The 16,140-nt window shown below is 48.0% G+C and carries 15 protein-coding genes; 12 read left to right on the forward strand and 3 right to left on the reverse strand.

Translation table 11 applies throughout. The annotated features are described in order from the left end of the window. Window positions 1-2: 2 nt before the first annotated feature. Both AC6CIF_RS22730 and AC6CIF_RS22735 read right to left on the reverse strand, forming a co-directional pair. Window positions 3-764, reverse strand: coding sequence for a MerR family transcriptional regulator (locus AC6CIF_RS22730; RefSeq protein WP_498201646.1), 762 nt, complete (start codon window positions 762-764; stop codon window positions 3-5). Between the two features lie 16 nt (window positions 765-780). After that, the gene (locus AC6CIF_RS22735) at window positions 781-1,659 is read right to left on the reverse strand and encodes a CPBP family glutamic-type intramembrane protease (RefSeq protein WP_498201647.1); all 879 of its coding nucleotides are present in this window, start codon (window positions 1,657-1,659) and stop codon (window positions 781-783) included. A 177-nt stretch (window positions 1,660-1,836) separates the two neighbouring features. Between AC6CIF_RS22735 and AC6CIF_RS22740 the strand changes: the two genes are divergently transcribed. From AC6CIF_RS22740 to AC6CIF_RS22750, 3 genes are all read left to right on the forward strand, one after another. Continuing rightward, window positions 1,837-2,064 (forward strand): hypothetical protein, encoded by a 228-nt coding sequence (locus AC6CIF_RS22740; protein ID WP_017691180.1) that lies wholly within the window; start codon window positions 1,837-1,839, stop codon window positions 2,062-2,064. A 79-nt stretch (window positions 2,065-2,143) separates the two neighbouring features. Then, window positions 2,144-2,704 carry a hypothetical protein gene (locus tag AC6CIF_RS22745; protein WP_498201648.1) on the forward strand — a complete coding sequence of 187 codons (561 nt, stop codon included), beginning with the start codon at window positions 2,144-2,146 and terminating at the stop codon, window positions 2,702-2,704. Window positions 2,705-2,871: 167 nt separating this feature from the next. Beyond that, entirely contained in the window at window positions 2,872-3,300 is a 429-nt protein-coding gene (locus tag AC6CIF_RS22750) for a VOC family protein (protein WP_498201649.1), read from the forward strand. Between the two features lie 115 nt (window positions 3,301-3,415). Here AC6CIF_RS22750 and AC6CIF_RS22755 read toward each other — a convergent pair whose 3' ends face one another. After that, the gene (locus tag AC6CIF_RS22755) at window positions 3,416-4,270 is read right to left on the reverse strand and encodes a hypothetical protein (RefSeq protein WP_498201650.1); all 855 of its coding nucleotides are present in this window, start codon (window positions 4,268-4,270) and stop codon (window positions 3,416-3,418) included. Between the two features lie 218 nt (window positions 4,271-4,488). Here AC6CIF_RS22755 and ytxJ point away from each other — a divergent pair, with 218 nt between their 5' ends. The 9 genes from ytxJ (at window position 4,489) to AC6CIF_RS22800 (ending at window position 16,139) form a co-directional block, all read left to right on the forward strand. After that, window positions 4,489-5,028: a bacillithiol system redox-active protein YtxJ gene (gene ytxJ, locus AC6CIF_RS22760; RefSeq protein ID WP_498201651.1), complete on the forward strand. Its 540-nt coding sequence runs from the start codon at window positions 4,489-4,491 to the stop codon at window positions 5,026-5,028. Window positions 5,029-5,138: 110 nt separating this feature from the next. Continuing rightward, window positions 5,139-5,897: a spr1630 family ClpXP-sensitive toxin gene (locus tag AC6CIF_RS22765; RefSeq protein WP_498201652.1), complete on the forward strand. Its 759-nt coding sequence runs from the start codon at window positions 5,139-5,141 to the stop codon at window positions 5,895-5,897. Between the two features lie 32 nt (window positions 5,898-5,929). Then, entirely contained in the window at window positions 5,930-7,126 is a 1,197-nt protein-coding gene (locus AC6CIF_RS22770) for a spr1629 family repressor/antitoxin (protein ID WP_498201653.1), read from the forward strand. 340 nt (window positions 7,127-7,466) lie between these two features. Beyond that, entirely contained in the window at window positions 7,467-7,529 is a 63-nt protein-coding gene (locus tag AC6CIF_RS22775) for a potassium-transporting ATPase subunit F (RefSeq protein WP_353884092.1), read from the forward strand. Window positions 7,530-7,588: 59 nt separating this feature from the next. Next, the gene (kdpA, locus tag AC6CIF_RS22780) at window positions 7,589-9,268 is read left to right on the forward strand and encodes a potassium-transporting ATPase subunit KdpA (RefSeq protein WP_498201654.1); all 1,680 of its coding nucleotides are present in this window, start codon (window positions 7,589-7,591) and stop codon (window positions 9,266-9,268) included. A gap of 208 nt (window positions 9,269-9,476) precedes the next feature. Continuing rightward, window positions 9,477-11,477 carry a potassium-transporting ATPase subunit KdpB gene (kdpB, locus tag AC6CIF_RS22785; RefSeq protein WP_498201681.1) on the forward strand — a complete coding sequence of 667 codons (2,001 nt, stop codon included), beginning with the start codon at window positions 9,477-9,479 and terminating at the stop codon, window positions 11,475-11,477. 61 nt (window positions 11,478-11,538) lie between these two features. After that, entirely contained in the window at window positions 11,539-12,099 is a 561-nt protein-coding gene (kdpC, locus tag AC6CIF_RS22790; protein WP_498201655.1) for a potassium-transporting ATPase subunit KdpC, read from the forward strand. A gap of 100 nt (window positions 12,100-12,199) precedes the next feature. After that, complete coding sequence (locus tag AC6CIF_RS22795) at window positions 12,200-14,539, forward strand: histidine kinase (RefSeq protein ID WP_498201656.1); 2,340 nt, start codon at window positions 12,200-12,202, stop codon at window positions 14,537-14,539. 4 nt (window positions 14,540-14,543) lie between these two features. Next, window positions 14,544-16,139, forward strand: a complete 1,596-nt coding sequence (locus AC6CIF_RS22800; protein WP_498201657.1) for an ATP-binding protein — start codon at window positions 14,544-14,546, stop codon at window positions 16,137-16,139. Window position 16,140: the final 1 nt, after the last annotated feature.

The raw sequence follows: 16,140 nt of genomic DNA on the forward strand, positions 1-16,140 counted from the left end.
TCTTATTGTTGATCATCAGGATTCTGGACTGCCCATCGATCCAGGATCATTTCGATGTAACGCATGGTATCCGTTGTCATACCATATACACGAGCTGACTGATCATCCTCTGGGGTGATATAATCCCAATATTTTTCTGCCAATTCTGCATTCCCTTGAAAAGTCCTTTCAGCATAATCAGAGATTCGGATGGCCAGTAACCGTGAGGCTTCGGAATCCGGAGGTTCCATCTTGCATGCATGAATATCTTTAAGAATATCGGCCCATTCCATGGATAATGAATTGTTCTGATTATTCAGAGGTAACGATTCCATTTCTTCAGGTGTAAAAACATCTTGACGGAACCTGCCCGGAGGCTGATCCAGTTCACGGATGAAACCCAACATTTCATCCAGACTGATTGTACCGGATGCTCTGATGGCATATATGGTTGAAAAAAGAAGATGCTCGACCTTGCTTAATCTCTCCTGCTGTTCCTTAACGACGGCCAGTTGTTGTTCCAACGTATTATTCCATAAAGTGAGATTACTCTCTGGTTCAGAGCGAGCAGCATCCTGATCGAGGAATTCTCCAATCTCATTCAATTTAAAATGCATTTTCTTCAGAATGGTAATCTGCTGAAGCCGTAAAATATCCTTTTCACCATATAAGCGATACTGATTGTTCTCATTACGGGCCGGTCGCAGTAAACCCAGCTTCTCATAATAATGCAGTGTTCGGATGGATACTCCGGTATGTTTGGATAGTTGTCCAACGGTATACAACAGGCAGAACCCTCCCTCATGATTTATGTATTCTCCACCAGCGCCATGCATTGAGCACCGCCAGAATGATTCCACCGACGAAGATTATCATCATATACAAAATAAATATTTCGGCCAACCCGTTATCTTGCGCGGTATAGTTTAACAATGCCGGTCTATCACCTGGCACAACAACGAATCGGGCTACTTCCAGGTAAGCGATATGAAATCCGATGGAGGCCCATAAAGATCCAGTCAAACTGCGCAGAAGCTGTAACGTAATTCCATAAGTCAAGAGCAGGATCATATAATCCAAGGTTATCCGGTTTCCGGCATCCATACCGACGAGCTCTTGCAATAGACCGACACTCATTGGAACCAGCAGAAAGAGTATGATTTGAGTTACATAAGCGAAAAACACAGGAAGTCGCAGTCTGGAGCGTAATCCATCATAGACCATGCCTCGCATGGATAGTTCCTCTGGCAAAGCTTCATACAAGAAAGCAATACAACTATTAAGTACGACAGCAAGCAAGAACTCGGCTGAGAAGTGCCACTCCGTAATCGTAATCCAGTTGTTCATACTGGCTATCGCCAACCCGATAAAGGCCAGAGAAGTGGCAAATAATGCGCCAGAGAGCAAGTGAATTATGCTTTTTCCTGTCAGAGGAAGAAGAACGGACTTCATATGGAAGTGTCTTCGAATGACGAATAATACGGGTAAGACGATACTAATAATGACAACAGCTTGGGTGAGATGAACCATCCATTCAGCAGCAACAACAATAGTGCTGATAAACTCCCCTGCGAGTGTAGCAAAAAACAGACCCAATGTCATTGTCAACCAACTCATTCCAATAATGGCTATACCACTGCTGCGTCGTTTCTTGGTTACATGTTCAGGTGACATACTCATGCTAATCCCCTCCTGAAGCCAGTATAAACCCTCGAGTTAACGTCAGGGTCAAGCAGGAAATCTGCCTATCAGAATATGGTTCTGCGCAAGGATTAAGTTACGAGCAGCACAAGTGTGGTATACTGGATATATTCAGCCTGATAATAACTGGCTATGGATAGGAGATGTCACTGATCTATGCAGGTATTCGAGGACTGGAATCAGAAAGTAAAGAGGACGTTTAATGCTACGAACCCAGAGGTAGTGTTGACGGTATCGGAAGCTGGAAGTTTGCTTGGTTTGACCAAAGACCAGATGAAACTGTACGTGGACAAGAACAAACTAACGAAGGTCCCGATCATGAGAAGTGTTCACCGATACCTCTTATTGAAAAGTGAAATAGATAACATCGTTCAAGCTCGATAATTTCATAGGATTGAACACAACCATTTTACCGACAGGATTCGGGAGAGTGGTCTTTTTTTTATCGGAGAGGGGACAGAACGTGCTGAATAAAGTGTCAAGTTGGTTCTATCAGCGGGTGAATTGGAAATGGGTTGTAGCTGCAATTGTTGTTTTTGCCTGTTTCATTGCATTTATTCTGCCTTGGCAGGCGGCAAAGTCGGAGCAGGCCACAGGTGGAGGGCAGTCCCCGGATTCCTCTTTTCTGTACACGGCGGATGATCTTTATCAGATGGCTGAGCAGTATGGAGAAGCAGGGCAAAGCGCCTATATTCAGGCACGGTTCACATTTGACCTCATATGGCCCTTGGCCTATCTGTCCCTCTTGGTTGTTCTGTTATCGTTACTCTATCGCGTGCTTCCGATAAAGAGTCGCTGGCGTTGGGTGAATCTGATTCCGGTCTTAGGTTGGGCTATGGACATGCTTGAAAATATAGGTGCATCCCTGATCATGTATCGTTATCCTGAACGTACGCCTGTGCTTACTGAACTCACTCCGATATTTACCCTGTTGAAATGGTGCCTGATCTATGCCAGTTTTGCAGCACTGGTTCCGGGTGTTCTGATCACGGTTCTCTATTATATACGCAAGCGCAAGAAGTAGTGGAGAGAGGGATGGATTAAGAATTATTTGGTAACCCTAATCGTGTAATGGTCCAACAGAAGTAGTGAGAAAATATACGCTTGTCAAAGGACAACCTGTTCATATATACTCATGTCGCAAGTGGCGTGAATCGTATAATTACATGAGCCCAAGGAGATGAAGAACGCATGTCGATCAGCTTGAATGTGTATCTGGTAACAGACGGTAATGGACGTGAAGCGGTTGAATTTTATCAAAAGGCATTTGGATCCGAAGTGCTCGCGCTTCAAACATTTGGCGACGGTCCATCTGACCCGAATCACCCGATCCCGCCAGAAGCGAAAGACCGTATTATGCATGCTTCTTTGCAGATAGGCAGCTCGGTATTAATGTTGTCTGATACGTTTCCAGGCATGCCGCACACTGTAGGTAATCATATTACCGTTACAGTGAACACGGATACGGCGGAAGAAGCCAAAGCGATTTTCAACCAGTTGCAAGACGGTGGCGAAGTGAAAATGCCGATACAAGAGACGTTCTGGAGTCCAGCCTACGGCTCGGTTGTCGACAAGTTTGGTGTACAGTTTCAAATTAGTGCTACACCGGGACAAGCTTAAGAGCGTACTCTTCACTAATATAAACTTCAAATGGCAAAAACCTCCGCGGTCTGCTTTGAGCAGTTGTGGAGGTTGTTTTGCTTTTTTTGTAATGACTCGTAATTAATTTTCCTTGTTAGCCTTCCTTCTGAATCTTGGAAGGGTTGTTGATTTTATAGGGAACCGGGTTGCGTGTCAGCTTCTTCTTGATAATTTTTGCTTCAAACGTAATGACATCTCCCACTTCCAGTTCCTGTTTCTTAACGGTGGCACTGTGGCTCGACCAGGCTTCTCCAACATCGATGACGTCTGGCTCCGTGATGGTAACTGCTTCATAGATAATGACTTCATCGTCATTGTCCGAGAAGTGATTTGGCACGGTGGTGAACTCTTTGACAACGGCACTCATCTTCACTTTACCTTCTGGCAGATCAATCTTGACGGTCTTGGCTTTGCTCGCTGTTTTGGCTTTGGGTTTGGCTTCACTGGTTGCCCCAGACTGAGGTCCAACATACTCTTCTACTAACCCATCCGGATCACCCTTCAGCCCCGAGGAGAATTCATCTGTGTCCGTATCGTCCGAATCATCCAGATCCACCGGCATTTCATCCGGGTTAACCAGGGCATCTGGAGTTGGCGTAACATCAGCAGCGACTGGTGCGACTGTATCCGAAATTGAGGGTTCTGTGCTTCGATCTGAACCGGCATTACTTATGCTTCTGGCACTGTAACTGGACGCTTGCATTTCCTTCAGATAAGACGGGTGAATACAATGCTTTTGTCCATTATCCAGTTGAATAACGGCTGCCATGTGATCGACATATCCAATGATGGTGCACGGCATGTTCAATCCGTTTCCTTTATAATAGAACGTTTTGAGTTTGGTCGCTTTACCAGAAAGCAGGCCCCACTCCTGACATTTCTCAATCAGCTCATCTTCGTTATCCAGCGCAATAAAATCCTGCGGTTCAATCATAAATGCGTATGTCATATGGAATTTCCGCCCTTCCAATCCATTCTTCATGTTCATCGTTTCCAAATTACAACCAGTGTATCACAAATGAGCATTTTGCATAAATCCAATCACTGAAATCTGTACCCGGAGATGAAGATTATCAACCTGCTCACAGAGGGCTATGCTATAATTTGATCAGAATGTAAGGTGGGAAGGTTGCCTTGATATACATAGTTTAAGAAGGGAAGATCTGCATGAAGAAAAAAGTAAATCATCAAGCTGTATGGCTTGCTATAGGAACGGCTATGGGAGTCAGCATTGGTACGGCTACGCAGCAGCTTGGACTCGGCATTGCTTTTGGTTTGGCGCTTGGCATTGTGATTGGTTCGGTGGTTAGCAAACGTGCGGGGTCAGACTCGGAACATATGCTCAGCGAGCATGTCCGGGAATTGCACAAACCAGATGACTGGGAAGACGCGCTTCATCGCTCGCAGGATCATCCGGTGCTTATCCTGAAGCACAGCACGACGTGTCCGACCAGTGCGAGAGCGTACAGAGAGTTTATGGCGTTTGTAGGCACCCATGCATCAGATCCCAAACAACCCATGGATTACCGCATCGTCAAAGTGATTGAAAATCGCTCGTTGTCCCGCCATATTGCGGAAGAGACAGAGGTTCACCATGAGTCACCTCAGGTACTTTTGCTTGATCAGGGACAAGTCGTCCATCATACCTCCCATGGCAAAATCACGAAGAAGAGATTATTGCAGTGGGCACAGAATCCATTTGGATGAAGTGTATGAGATAGGTTTACTTTAAAAATATCAAAAAAAATCATATCTTTGCACACGAACTTCGATTAAAATATAACTTGTCTTCATATTTATGAATCGGAGTGATCTATATGGAACAATATAAGTTCAAGTCGGAACATAGTCAGATGCTTGTTGATGCTATTGTTGAAGGATACCGCGAATATATTGATCACCGTAAAGATCGGAAGAGAAACATGAAGATTAGTTCAGCCTTTGCCTGGACAAAGGGAAATTTTATTGAGAGCAAAATAGCAGATTATTGCGGTGAACAAGGATTCACTCACAAGAAATCCAAAGCAGGTTTAACATGGGATTATCTCCAGTTCACACATGAAGAATCAAAAGTTCTATTTCTGATAAAGAACGCAGCCTACTTTAATGAGAATAGTTTTTCTAGTGCCAAGCTACCTACGGGCGTTGACAACAAAGGTGCTTTCCGTACCTATTTACACGATCTCTCCAAGATTAATAACGATCTGGAATTTTCTTTTATTCAACCACGCCGTAATGAACATGGTGAGTTGGAGAGGGTTGAGCAACTTTCTTTTCCAATCTCAGAGAGTCAGGTCAGCCGTGTGAAAGAAGAACTTGAACATCTTGCATCTACATATAATGAGTTTCATATACTCACTTATGCTATTGATGATGCATACCAAATTTCGAAGGTTCAGCATTATCTGCCTAATCCGCATGATAATATCGCTTATTTTATAGAAGATTTATCGGACCTCATCTCTGGTGCTGAACTGGATGATAGTGAACGGGAGGCGCTTACGCCTGATGTGGAAGATATCGTTGATCCGGCAGCTTATGATATTGAAATTTTGGAAGGAGAACAGCGGGGGTGATTCCCTGTGTCGTTCAGTAAGGAGGGAGCAGCATGTTCGTTGGTGAAAATTTGACCAATTTGCGGATCATGCATGGGTATTCGAGAAAACAGCTCTCCGAACAATTAGGTGTGACAGAACAAGCGGTCTGGCAATATGAAAATGCGTATACCTCTCCGAAGGTGCCAATTGTGAATGAGTTGAAACGCATTTTCAGTGTGAAAAGCAAGTATTTTTATACGAAAGATATGCTTACACAGCGTAATAACGCAGCCAACATTGATGTTATGAACATTGCCTATCGTTCGAAAGTGATGAATGTGATATCCAAGACACAGACAGAAGCAAAGCATGTAGAATATCTGGACACGTTCATTAATTATATTACCGCTCAGATCAGCCTTCCCACACTGAATATTATCCAATTGCGGGAAGAGGCAATTGAGTATATGAACCATACAGACGATGATCGTACGACTCAGATCCATTATGTTGCCCAGCTTGCGAGACAACGGCTGAATATGGAGCCATCCACGAATGAGAACCTGATGTTCCGGATCGAAAAAAGTGGTGTATATGTTTTTGAAAAAGCGATTGGTGAAGAAATTGATGCGTACAGCCTTTGGACACGAAATGATCGTCCGTTTATCATACTGGGCAACATCAAACGTTCTGCGGTTCGTAGGAATTTCGATATTGCACATGAGCTTGGTCATTTGTTGCTCCATTATCGTCTTGAATTTGTCAATCTGGACCGAAAAGAACACAAATTGATTGAAAATGAAGCTAATCTGTTTGCGGGTGCATTTTTATTGCCCGAAGAAGAGTTTTCATCGGACATGAATGATATCACTTATAAGACGAATCCCGATCAATATCTTGATTTGAAAAATAAATGGAAGACTTCACTACAAGTGCTGGGATACCGAGCAGCACATCTAGGAATGATGGAAGCTAAGGATCATCGTAATTTCTATGCGGCGATGCACCGAAGAGGATATCTGGAAAAGGAGCCTTTCGACAGGGAGATTCCACTTCAAAAGCCGATGCGAATTAAAACCATTATTGACCTGCTTTCCAATAAAGGTTTTGTGGATATCCGTTATATGATTGAGGAGGATTGGAAAGTGGAGACTTCCTTCTTTCATCATATGACAGGAATAAACACCGACTTTTTTAACAAGTACATGACGAACAAGCCACAAACTAGTATTAAAAATGTTAGGGAAATGCCTACACGTAGTTCTTGAAATGACGGGTAGGTAATAGATTGGCACGTAATGGAGTGCTCCGTATAAAAATGATGATAGACCCGTTCTTTTCAGCCCATTGCTGAGGAGATCGGGTCTTTTTTACGTTTTTTTTACACCTGTGGAGGCATTTTTTTACCCCTTTTTTACAGCGTTTCGTATTACGATTTTACATGTAGCAGGTGCAGAGAACGGTAGAGAGAGGGAGGAAAGGCGCATGGTGAATGATGCCACGATGATTGGATTGGTTGTGCTGCTATTTGCGGTATTTTGGGGATTCTTGAAATTCTGCGAGAAGGCTTGAGGGTAGAGAGGGGGAAGCCAGATGATCGTCATTGGCATGATTGTACTCGCACTGGTGATATATCTCGGTTATGTGCTGGTGAAGCCAGAGAAATTCTGATGCTGGCGATGTGCGTAATACGGGAACAAGGGAACGTTGAATAGGGAGGAAATGCGGATATGGGTATCGGTGTAGTGCAAGTAGTAGTGACGCTACTGATCATCCTGCTATTGGTGAAACCGGTGGGAAAATATGTAGTGAACGTGTTTGATGGACAGCGAACGGGGCTGGATCGGGTTTTTGGCGGGCCGGAGCGACTGCTCTATCGAGTGATGGGGGTACGGGAGAACGAGTCCATGGGGTGGAAAAAGTATCTCACGGCCGTTCTCCTCTCCAACTTTGTAATGTTGGTATTGATGTTTCTGGTGCTGCGGCTGCAAAAATATTTACCGCTCAATCCGGATGGAATCGGCAATATGCCTGCCGCACAGGCATTTAATACGGCTGTATCTTTCATGACCAATACGAACTGGCAGTCGTATACGGGCGAGAATGCCCTGTCGTACCTGTCACAGATGCTGGTCGTGACGTTCCCGATGTTTACGTCCGCAGCGACGGGATTTGCGGTGGCTATTGCGTTCATTCGCGGGCTGATAGGCCGCCGGGATGAACTGGGGAACTTTTACGTCGACCTTGTACGGTCGATTACGAGAATTTTTTTACCGCTCAGTTTCATTGTAGCCTTATTCCTTGTGTTCCAGGGGGTGCCTCAGACACTTGCGGGAGCGGTGAATGCAACCACGCTCGAAGGCGCGCAGCAGACGATCTCACGTGGACTGGTCGCCTCACTGGAGTCGATCAAACACATTGGCACCAACGGTGGTGGCTGGTTTGGAACCAATGCTGCACATCCATTCGAGAATCCGACGGCCCTGAGCAATCTGGTGCATATCGTCTGCATGATGCTGTTACCCACTGCACTGGTATACGCTTTCGGCTTGATGGTCAATAACCGGAAGCAGGGTTGGGCATTGTTCGCAGCGATGAGTTTTCTTTTCCTTGTGATGTTGACCACCGTATTTGTCTCCGAATATCGCGGTGTACCCGCACTGGATGCAGCAGGTCTTCAGGGCAATATGGAGGGGAAAGAAGTCAGGTTCGGCATACCGGAGTCGGCTTTATTTACAGCGGTCACGACGGCAGCTACAACAGGGTCGGTCAACAATATGCACGAGTCTCTTACTCCGCTTGGAGGTCTGGTGGCACTGGCGCAGATGATGCTCAATAATGTGTTTGGTGGCAAAGGGGTAGGGCTAATCAACGGACTGTTGTATGTGATTCTGGCTGTGTTTATCTGTGGATTGATGGTGGGACGAACACCTGAGTTTCTGGGCAAAAAAATTGAGGGCAAAGAGGTGAAGCTCGCATCCATTGCGTTGCTCATTCATCCGTTGATTATTCTTGTGCCAACGGCACTCGCACTTATGCGGCCTGAAGCCGTTGCGTCCATCTCGAATGGGGGCATGCATGGTCTGACGGAGGTTCTCTATGCTTTTGCCTCAGGTGCGGCCAATAACGGATCGGCTTTTGCCGGACTAAATGCCAATACTGATTTTTACAACATCGCGATTGGTAGCGTTATGCTGCTGGGAAGGTACGTTTCGATGATCGCCATGCTGGCTATTGCGGGTTCACTCGCTACGAAACGGGTTGTACCGGTAACTACAGGTACGCTGCGTACACACACGCCTTTATTTGCTGGTATCTTGGTCATGATGATCGTTGTTGTCGGCGCGCTTACGTTCTTCCCTTCGCTTGCTCTTGGACCGATTGCAGAGCATCTGGCGATGATTCAATGAGGGATATAACAGGGGAGCAACAGAGGAATTGGTGCAAGGACGTAATGTATGGAGGTGGCAGTGCACGATGAATGCAGTCGAACGAAAGAAGGAGCAGACGATGCAACACATGGATACAGAAATGTTCAGAACGAAGGGCAAAGAGCCGGATAACAACCGTGGTAATATTCAACGTGATCCCGGATCGAAACGGTCGTTAAGCAAGGATATGATACTTCAGGCTTCACTCGATGGGTTCAAAAAGCTAAATCCGGTGGTCATGATCAAAAATCCGGTCATGTTTATTGTCGAAGTAGGTACATTCATTACGCTCTTATTATGCATTAACCCCGATCTTTTCACCGCATCCGAGGCTGGACGCGGGTACAACATCGCCGTGTTTTTCATTCTGCTGTTCACGCTGCTGTTCGCTAACTTCGCGGAGGCACTTGCAGAAGGCAGAGGTAAGGCTCAGGCGGATACGTTACGCAAGACGAAGTCGGACACCCTGGCCAATCTGGTGCAGAAGGATGGAACAATCCGGCAAGTGTCTTCGACCCAGTTGAAAAAAGGCGATATGGTCCGTGTGGAGGTCGGTGAACTGATCCCAACGGACGGTGAAATTACAGAAGGCTTGGCCTCCATTGATGAATCGGCCATTACGGGAGAATCCGCACCAGTTATCAAGGAAGCAGGAGGCGATTTCTCCTCCGTTACCGGAGGTACCCGCGTCGTGTCCGATTACATCGTCATGCGTGTTCAGACCGATCCGGGTGAGTCATTCCTTGACCGGATGATCTCTCTGGTTGAGGGTGCTCAGCGCCAGAAAACACCCAATGAAATTGCGTTGACAACCCTGCTCGCCGTATTAACCCTGATCTTTTTGATCGTCATTCTGACGATGGTCCCGATGGCGAATTACCTGGGTATTCGACTGGATCTGGCGACCCTGATTGCACTGCTCGTCTGCCTGATCCCAACCACAATTGGTGGATTACTGTCTGCCATTGGTATTGCCGGGATGGACCGTGTTACGCAGTTCAATGTGCTCGCCATGTCGGGTAAGGCGGTGGAAGCGGCCGGGGATATCGATACGTTGATTTTGGACAAAACAGGAACGATCACATACGGAAACCGCATGGCATCTGAGTTTATTCCCGTTCAGGGCATTACTTCGTCAGAGATGACGCAAGCTGCTTTACAGGCTTCTGTGCGAGATGAGACCCCGGAAGGACGTTCTGTTGTGGAACTGGCAGGCAAACAAGGTCAGAGCTGGTCTGAGACGGAGTATGCAAATGCGGAAAATGTGGAATTCACAGCAGAGACTCGGATGTCCGGTCTCAATCTGAGTAGCGGTATGAAGATCCGCAAAGGTGCGGTGGATGCGATCAAACGTTATATTGCTTCCGAAGGAGGTCGCATACCCGATGATCTGGATGAGATTGCAAATCGTATTGCGAAGGCTGGAGGCACGCCGCTTGCTGTGGCCATCGATGAGCGAATCTACGGTGTGATCTATCTGAAAGACACTGTGAAGCCAGGACTGAAAGAGAAGTTCGCTGAGATGCGTGCCATGGGCATTAAGACCATTATGTGTACAGGCGACAATCCGCTAACCGCAGCGACCATAGCGCTGGAAGCGGGCGTGGATGATTTTATTGCCGAAGCGAAGCCCGAAGACAAGATTGCGGCGATCAAAAAAGAGCAGCAGGAGGGCAAACTCGTCGCCATGACGGGCGACGGTACCAACGATGCTCCTGCTCTGGCGCAGGCCGATGTGGGCCTGGCGATGAATTCGGGTACCATGGCGGCCAAGGAAGCGGCCAACATGATTGACCTGGATTCCGACCCGACCAAGTTATTGTCGGTTGTCTCCATTGGCAAGCAGCTGCTGATTACACGCGGCGCACTCACAACCTTTTCGATATCCAATGATATCGCGAAGTATTTTGCCATCATTCCAGCCATGTTCATTCTCGCCATGCCGCAGCTTCAGGCGCTGAATATTATGAATCTGGCTTCACCACAGTCTGCGATCCTGTCGGCGCTGATCTTCAACGCCATTATTATTCCACTGCTTATTCCCATTGCGATGAAAGGGGTTAAGTATCGGGCGATGTCAGCCGAACGGTTACTTGGTCGCAATGTGTTCATCTATGGCGTGGGCGGTGTGATTGTACCTTTTATCGGCATTAAGCTGATTGACATGGTTCTGTCGGGAATCCTTTAACGAGATAACAACGTTTATCAACATTATTCTTTTATCCTAATGAATTCAGGAAGTGATCTGTATGAACATGTTCTTGCCCGCTATACGGTTATCCGTTGTGCTTATGCTGATATGCGGCCTAATCTACCCGCTCGTAACGACTGGCGTAGCCCAGCTTCTCTTTCCTGCGCAGGCGAATGGAAGTCTGATTACGCAAAATGAGAAAATCATCGGCTCATCCCTGCTGGCGCAGGAAATCCAATCGCCGGGGCTGTTCCAGCCCCGGGCATCGAGTGCCAGTTATGACCCAACGGCTTCAGCTGGTTCAAATCGCGCCGTAGCCTCGGGGGAGTATATCGGCGAGATGAAGGAAAAGATTGCTCAGCTCCAGCAGGAAAACCCGGGATTGAAGCAGATCCCTGCTGATCTCGTGACGGGTTCAGGCTCTGGACTTGACCCGGATCTCTCTCCCGAAGCCGCTGAGGCACAGATCCCGCGCATTAGCAAAGCTACAGGGCTCAGTGAACAGCAACTTGTGCAACTTGTAAATGAGCATACAGAAGGCCGGCAAATGGGTATATTCGGGGAGCCGCGTGTGAATGTAACGGCTCTGAATATGGCGCTGACAGCAGAACTGAACTAACGAACATATTAGCCTGCTCACGATATATCGGGAGGGGCTTTCTCCATTTTTTTCTTCATATTATAAGACACGCTCTAATACGAAAGGGTGGAGAGGACGGATGGAAGACAGCTTCAAGCGCAAGTCACCAGAAGAGATGTTGAAGATGATTACGAAGCTGCAGCAGGGTACGCTCAAAATTTACATTGGCCCAGTCAGCGGATCGGGCAAAACGTATCACATGTTACGAGAAGGGAATACGTTGCGTGAGCGGGGCATTGATGTGGTCATCTGTGCCGTGTCCACGATGCGCAGACCGGAAACGGTAGAGCAACTTGGCGCACTCGAACGGATTCCAAGCATTCACTGGGTGCGCCAGAGTGATGATGTAGAGATGAAGGATCTGAACTTGGATGCACTAATGGTGCGTAATCCGGAGGTTGTGCTGGTGGATGGTTTGGCACATCGCAACAGAGCAGGCGCTCGCTATGCTACCCGGCTGGAGGACATTCAGTTCTTGCTCCGAAACAACATCAGTGTCATGACAACGGTGAATGTGTATGAGCTGGAAGGCTATACAGAGCTGGCACGACAACTTACGGGGATCGCAGCAGAATATACGGTGCCTGCCGATACATTGGAGCTTGCGGATGAAGTGAAGTTGATTGACGTCACGCCGGAAACCATACTGAGCCGTCTGGCAGAAGGTCATCTGAAGGGGCATGAGGGAGAAGCTGTTTTTCGTCAAGGCAATCTGGGCATTCTGCGCGAACTGGCCCTGAGATTGGTTGCGGAGGGAGTTAATGAATCCCTGCGTGAGCATCGAGAGGAGATGGGAATTACCGTCACAACAGGCATCATGGAACGGATTTTGGTGTCTACACAATATCACTGGAATGGCTCCATCTATATCCGGCGTGGACAACAGATTGCCAAACGGCTGAATGGTGATTTGTGCGCTGTGGTTTTTCGGAATATGAAGCAGCCATTAACCAAGGAGGCAACCGTATTTCGGCGTAATATGATCAAGTTGGTAGAGAAGTTTGGCGGCCATATGGAGGAGCTGTCTATATTACGCCGTCGCAACATCCCGTCTACGCTGGCACGTTACGCAATGGAACACCAGATTACCCGCATTGTAATGGGACACTCCCGGCGTACGCGCTGGCAGGAACTGTGGCAAGGGTCCGTTGTTAACTCGCTGCTGCGCAGATTACGTGGTGTCGACCTGTTTCTGGTTGCTGATCGAGCGGCCCGGGAGGGTGAACGTGTGGTTCCGGCTAAAGTTAACGATGTGGAGTCGCTGACATACCGCAGACTAAGCGAGCAGGAAATGAAGGAACAGATTGGTCAGATTCAGCGCGGCACATTTAAAATATATATCGGAGCTGCACCAGGTGTAGGCAAAACCTACATGATGCTTCGGGAAGGCAATGATTTGCTCCGCAAGGGCATCGATGTGCAGATCGGCTTGCTGGAGACACATGGGAGGGCGGAGACCGTGGAGCAGATGGGCCACCTGTCTGCGATCCCTCGCGCGCAACGCGTTTATCAGGGGGCGCGTCTGGAAGAGATGGACACAGAGGCTATTCTGCATCTTTGCCCAGAAGTGGTGCTTGTGGATGAACTGGCGCATACGAATGTACCCGGGAGTGTTCGGCAAAAGCGTTATGAAGATGTTCTGCTCCTGCTGAATGCAGGCATCTCGGTGATTACCACAATGAACGTACAGCATCTAGAAAGTCTGAATGATGCCGTTGAACATATTACCGGTGTTCGTGTCCGCGAGACCGTACCCGATCGGATCATTCAGATGGCGGATGAGGTGCAGTTGATTGATGTGGCGCCCCAGGCCTTGCGGCAGCGGATGAGGGAGGGTAAAATCTATGCAACTGCCAAGGTCGAGCAAGCCCTTGCGAATTTCTTCAAAATCGGTAATCTGATTGCCTTGCGTGAACTTGCCCTTCGTGAACTGGCGGACGATGTGGATGAACGGCTTGAAGCACAGCAGGCCAAAATTGCACTTCGAGGACCTTGGCGCAGACAGGAGGCAGTCTTTGTATGTGTAAGCAGTGATCGTCATGCCGAGCGGCTGATCCGGCGCGGATTCCGTATGGCTTATCGTCTAAAAGCCATCTGGCATGTACACCATATCCACATTGGTGAGTCCATGAGTGACGAAGTGAAGTGCCATCTGGAAGCGTTGGAGCAGCTGACGATTCGGCTTGGTGGTCAATTTCATATTCATCACAGTCCAAGGCTACGCGATGTACCTGGGATGTTGGCCAGAAAGGCATCGGAGGCGAGAGCAACGCAGTTGGTGGTCGGGCAGGCAAGACGGGTGTGGTGGCTGAATGGCTACCGCGGCTCAGGTTCGGTGGTCAACCGACTTGTACGTTTGTCGCGGCATCTGGATATATTGATCGTTGCAGATTACGATTATGAACTGAGCGGGATGTGAATGTATGTTATCTGAACGAATAAAAAAAGAAACGCGGGCATTCCATGGGAAACGGGTTCCGGCATATGTATGGGTAACCCTAGGAGTTACGCTGTTAACCTTGCTGCTTCATGTGATCGGTATGAATGGTGATCTGGTTAATGTAGCGCTGTTATACCTGTTTCCCGTATTAGTGAGTGCCGTGTATTGGGGAATGGGGCCAGCTGTATATGCCGCGAGTTTTAGCGTCATTATGTTTGACTTCTTTTTTGTACCGCCATATCTGAGCTTTACGGTTGAGGATTTGAGATATCTCATCTCTTTTGTCGTGTATCTTGCTGTGGCGATCCTGACAGCGAGTCTTGCAGGTCGATTGCGACAACAACTGGAGATGGTAAAAGCACGCGAGGCCACGACTAATTCTCTGTACGCATTGAGTCGTCAGATGACAGCCATTACGGATCTGAATACGTTGCTGGTTAACATTGCAACCCAGGTTTCGCTCACCTTGGGCAAGCCAGCAGCTGTGTATCTTCCGGATGGGCAGGGGGATCTGCTGGTTACAAGCTCTTCTGCACCCGCATCAGAGGGGGAAAAGGATGGCTGGGGAGATGGAGAGTCGGAGATTTCCATTGCCAAATGGGTGTATAATCACGGACAGGTCGCCGGTAAAGGATCATCTACTTTGCGGGAATCTCCCGGACTTTACGTGCCGCTACGCACAGAGGAGCAGATTCATGGCGTACTCGCCGTGAGCATGGACGCCGGCAAGGTTCATGAGCAGCAAGAACAACTTCGGCTGTTGGAGGCATGCGGTGGGCTGGCCGCAGGTGCTATTGCCCGAGTGAAGCTGGCGGAAGAGGCCCGGTTGGCGCAGATCACTGCTGAATCAGAGCGCATACGCACAGCGCTGCTGGACTCTGTCTCTCATGAATTGCGTACGCCCCTAACCGCCATTATCGGCTCGGCTACGGGACTGCTCGAGAATGATACTCTTTTTACACCCGAGGATCGGAGAGAATTAACAGGCAACATTCGGGATGGGGCCTTGCGCATGAATCGTCTCGTCACAAATCTGTTGGGTATGGTCCGGCTGGAGAGCGGCATGTTGCAATTGAACCGGAAATGGTGTGACGTGGGAGATATCATTAGCGTTGTGCTGACACAAGTTCGGGAATTCAGTCCGCATCGTAACATTCAAGTTGAACTGCCTGATGACCCGGCCTTTATCTACGGAGATGAAGTGTTACTGGAGCAGGTGTTGGTCAATATCGTCAGCAACGCCATCAAATATTCGCCTGATGGGAGCCAGATTGTCATCACTGTGACGAGTGATAAGAGTTCAAGTCAATTGACGATCTGGGTAGCTGATCAAGGTATCGGTATACCGGAAGCGGAAAGATTACGTATATTTGATAAGTTCTATCGCTCGGAGTCGACTCAGCATGTCACAGGAACGGGGCTTGGTCTGGCGATCTGCAAAGGCATTGTGGAAGTCCACGGAGGTACCATAGTAGCAGAGCCGAATCCGGGCGGGGGAACGAGAATGCGCATAGATATCCCCATGGAGGCTCACGGACCACGGTTTCCCTATTCAGAACAAGGAGAGGTTGAAGAATAAC

It is taken from the genome of Paenibacillus sp. GQ49 (genome assembly GCF_059759055.1).

Coding starts and splice junctions, on each gene's coding strand:
- ytxJ (WP_498201651.1), top strand. CDS start 4,489: ATGAAGAAAAAAGTAAATCATCAAGCTGTATGGCTTGCTATAGGAACG.
- kdpC (WP_498201655.1), top strand. CDS start 11,539: ATGAACATGTTCTTGCCCGCTATACGGTTATCCGTTGTGCTTATGCTG.
- AC6CIF_RS22755 (WP_498201650.1), bottom strand. CDS start 4,270: ATGACATACGCATTTATGATTGAACCGCAGGATTTTATTGCGCTGGAT.
- AC6CIF_RS22795 (WP_498201656.1), top strand. CDS start 12,200: ATGGAAGACAGCTTCAAGCGCAAGTCACCAGAAGAGATGTTGAAGATG.
- AC6CIF_RS22740 (WP_017691180.1), top strand. CDS start 1,837: ATGCAGGTATTCGAGGACTGGAATCAGAAAGTAAAGAGGACGTTTAAT.
- AC6CIF_RS22765 (WP_498201652.1), top strand. CDS start 5,139: ATGGAACAATATAAGTTCAAGTCGGAACATAGTCAGATGCTTGTTGAT.
- AC6CIF_RS22735 (WP_498201647.1), bottom strand. CDS start 1,659: ATGAGTATGTCACCTGAACATGTAACCAAGAAACGACGCAGCAGTGGT.
- AC6CIF_RS22750 (WP_498201649.1), top strand. CDS start 2,872: ATGTCGATCAGCTTGAATGTGTATCTGGTAACAGACGGTAATGGACGT.
- AC6CIF_RS22800 (WP_498201657.1), top strand. CDS start 14,544: ATGTTATCTGAACGAATAAAAAAAGAAACGCGGGCATTCCATGGGAAA.
- kdpA (WP_498201654.1), top strand. CDS start 7,589: ATGGGTATCGGTGTAGTGCAAGTAGTAGTGACGCTACTGATCATCCTG.
- kdpB (WP_498201681.1), top strand. CDS start 9,477: ATGATACTTCAGGCTTCACTCGATGGGTTCAAAAAGCTAAATCCGGTG.
- AC6CIF_RS22770 (WP_498201653.1), top strand. CDS start 5,930: ATGTTCGTTGGTGAAAATTTGACCAATTTGCGGATCATGCATGGGTAT.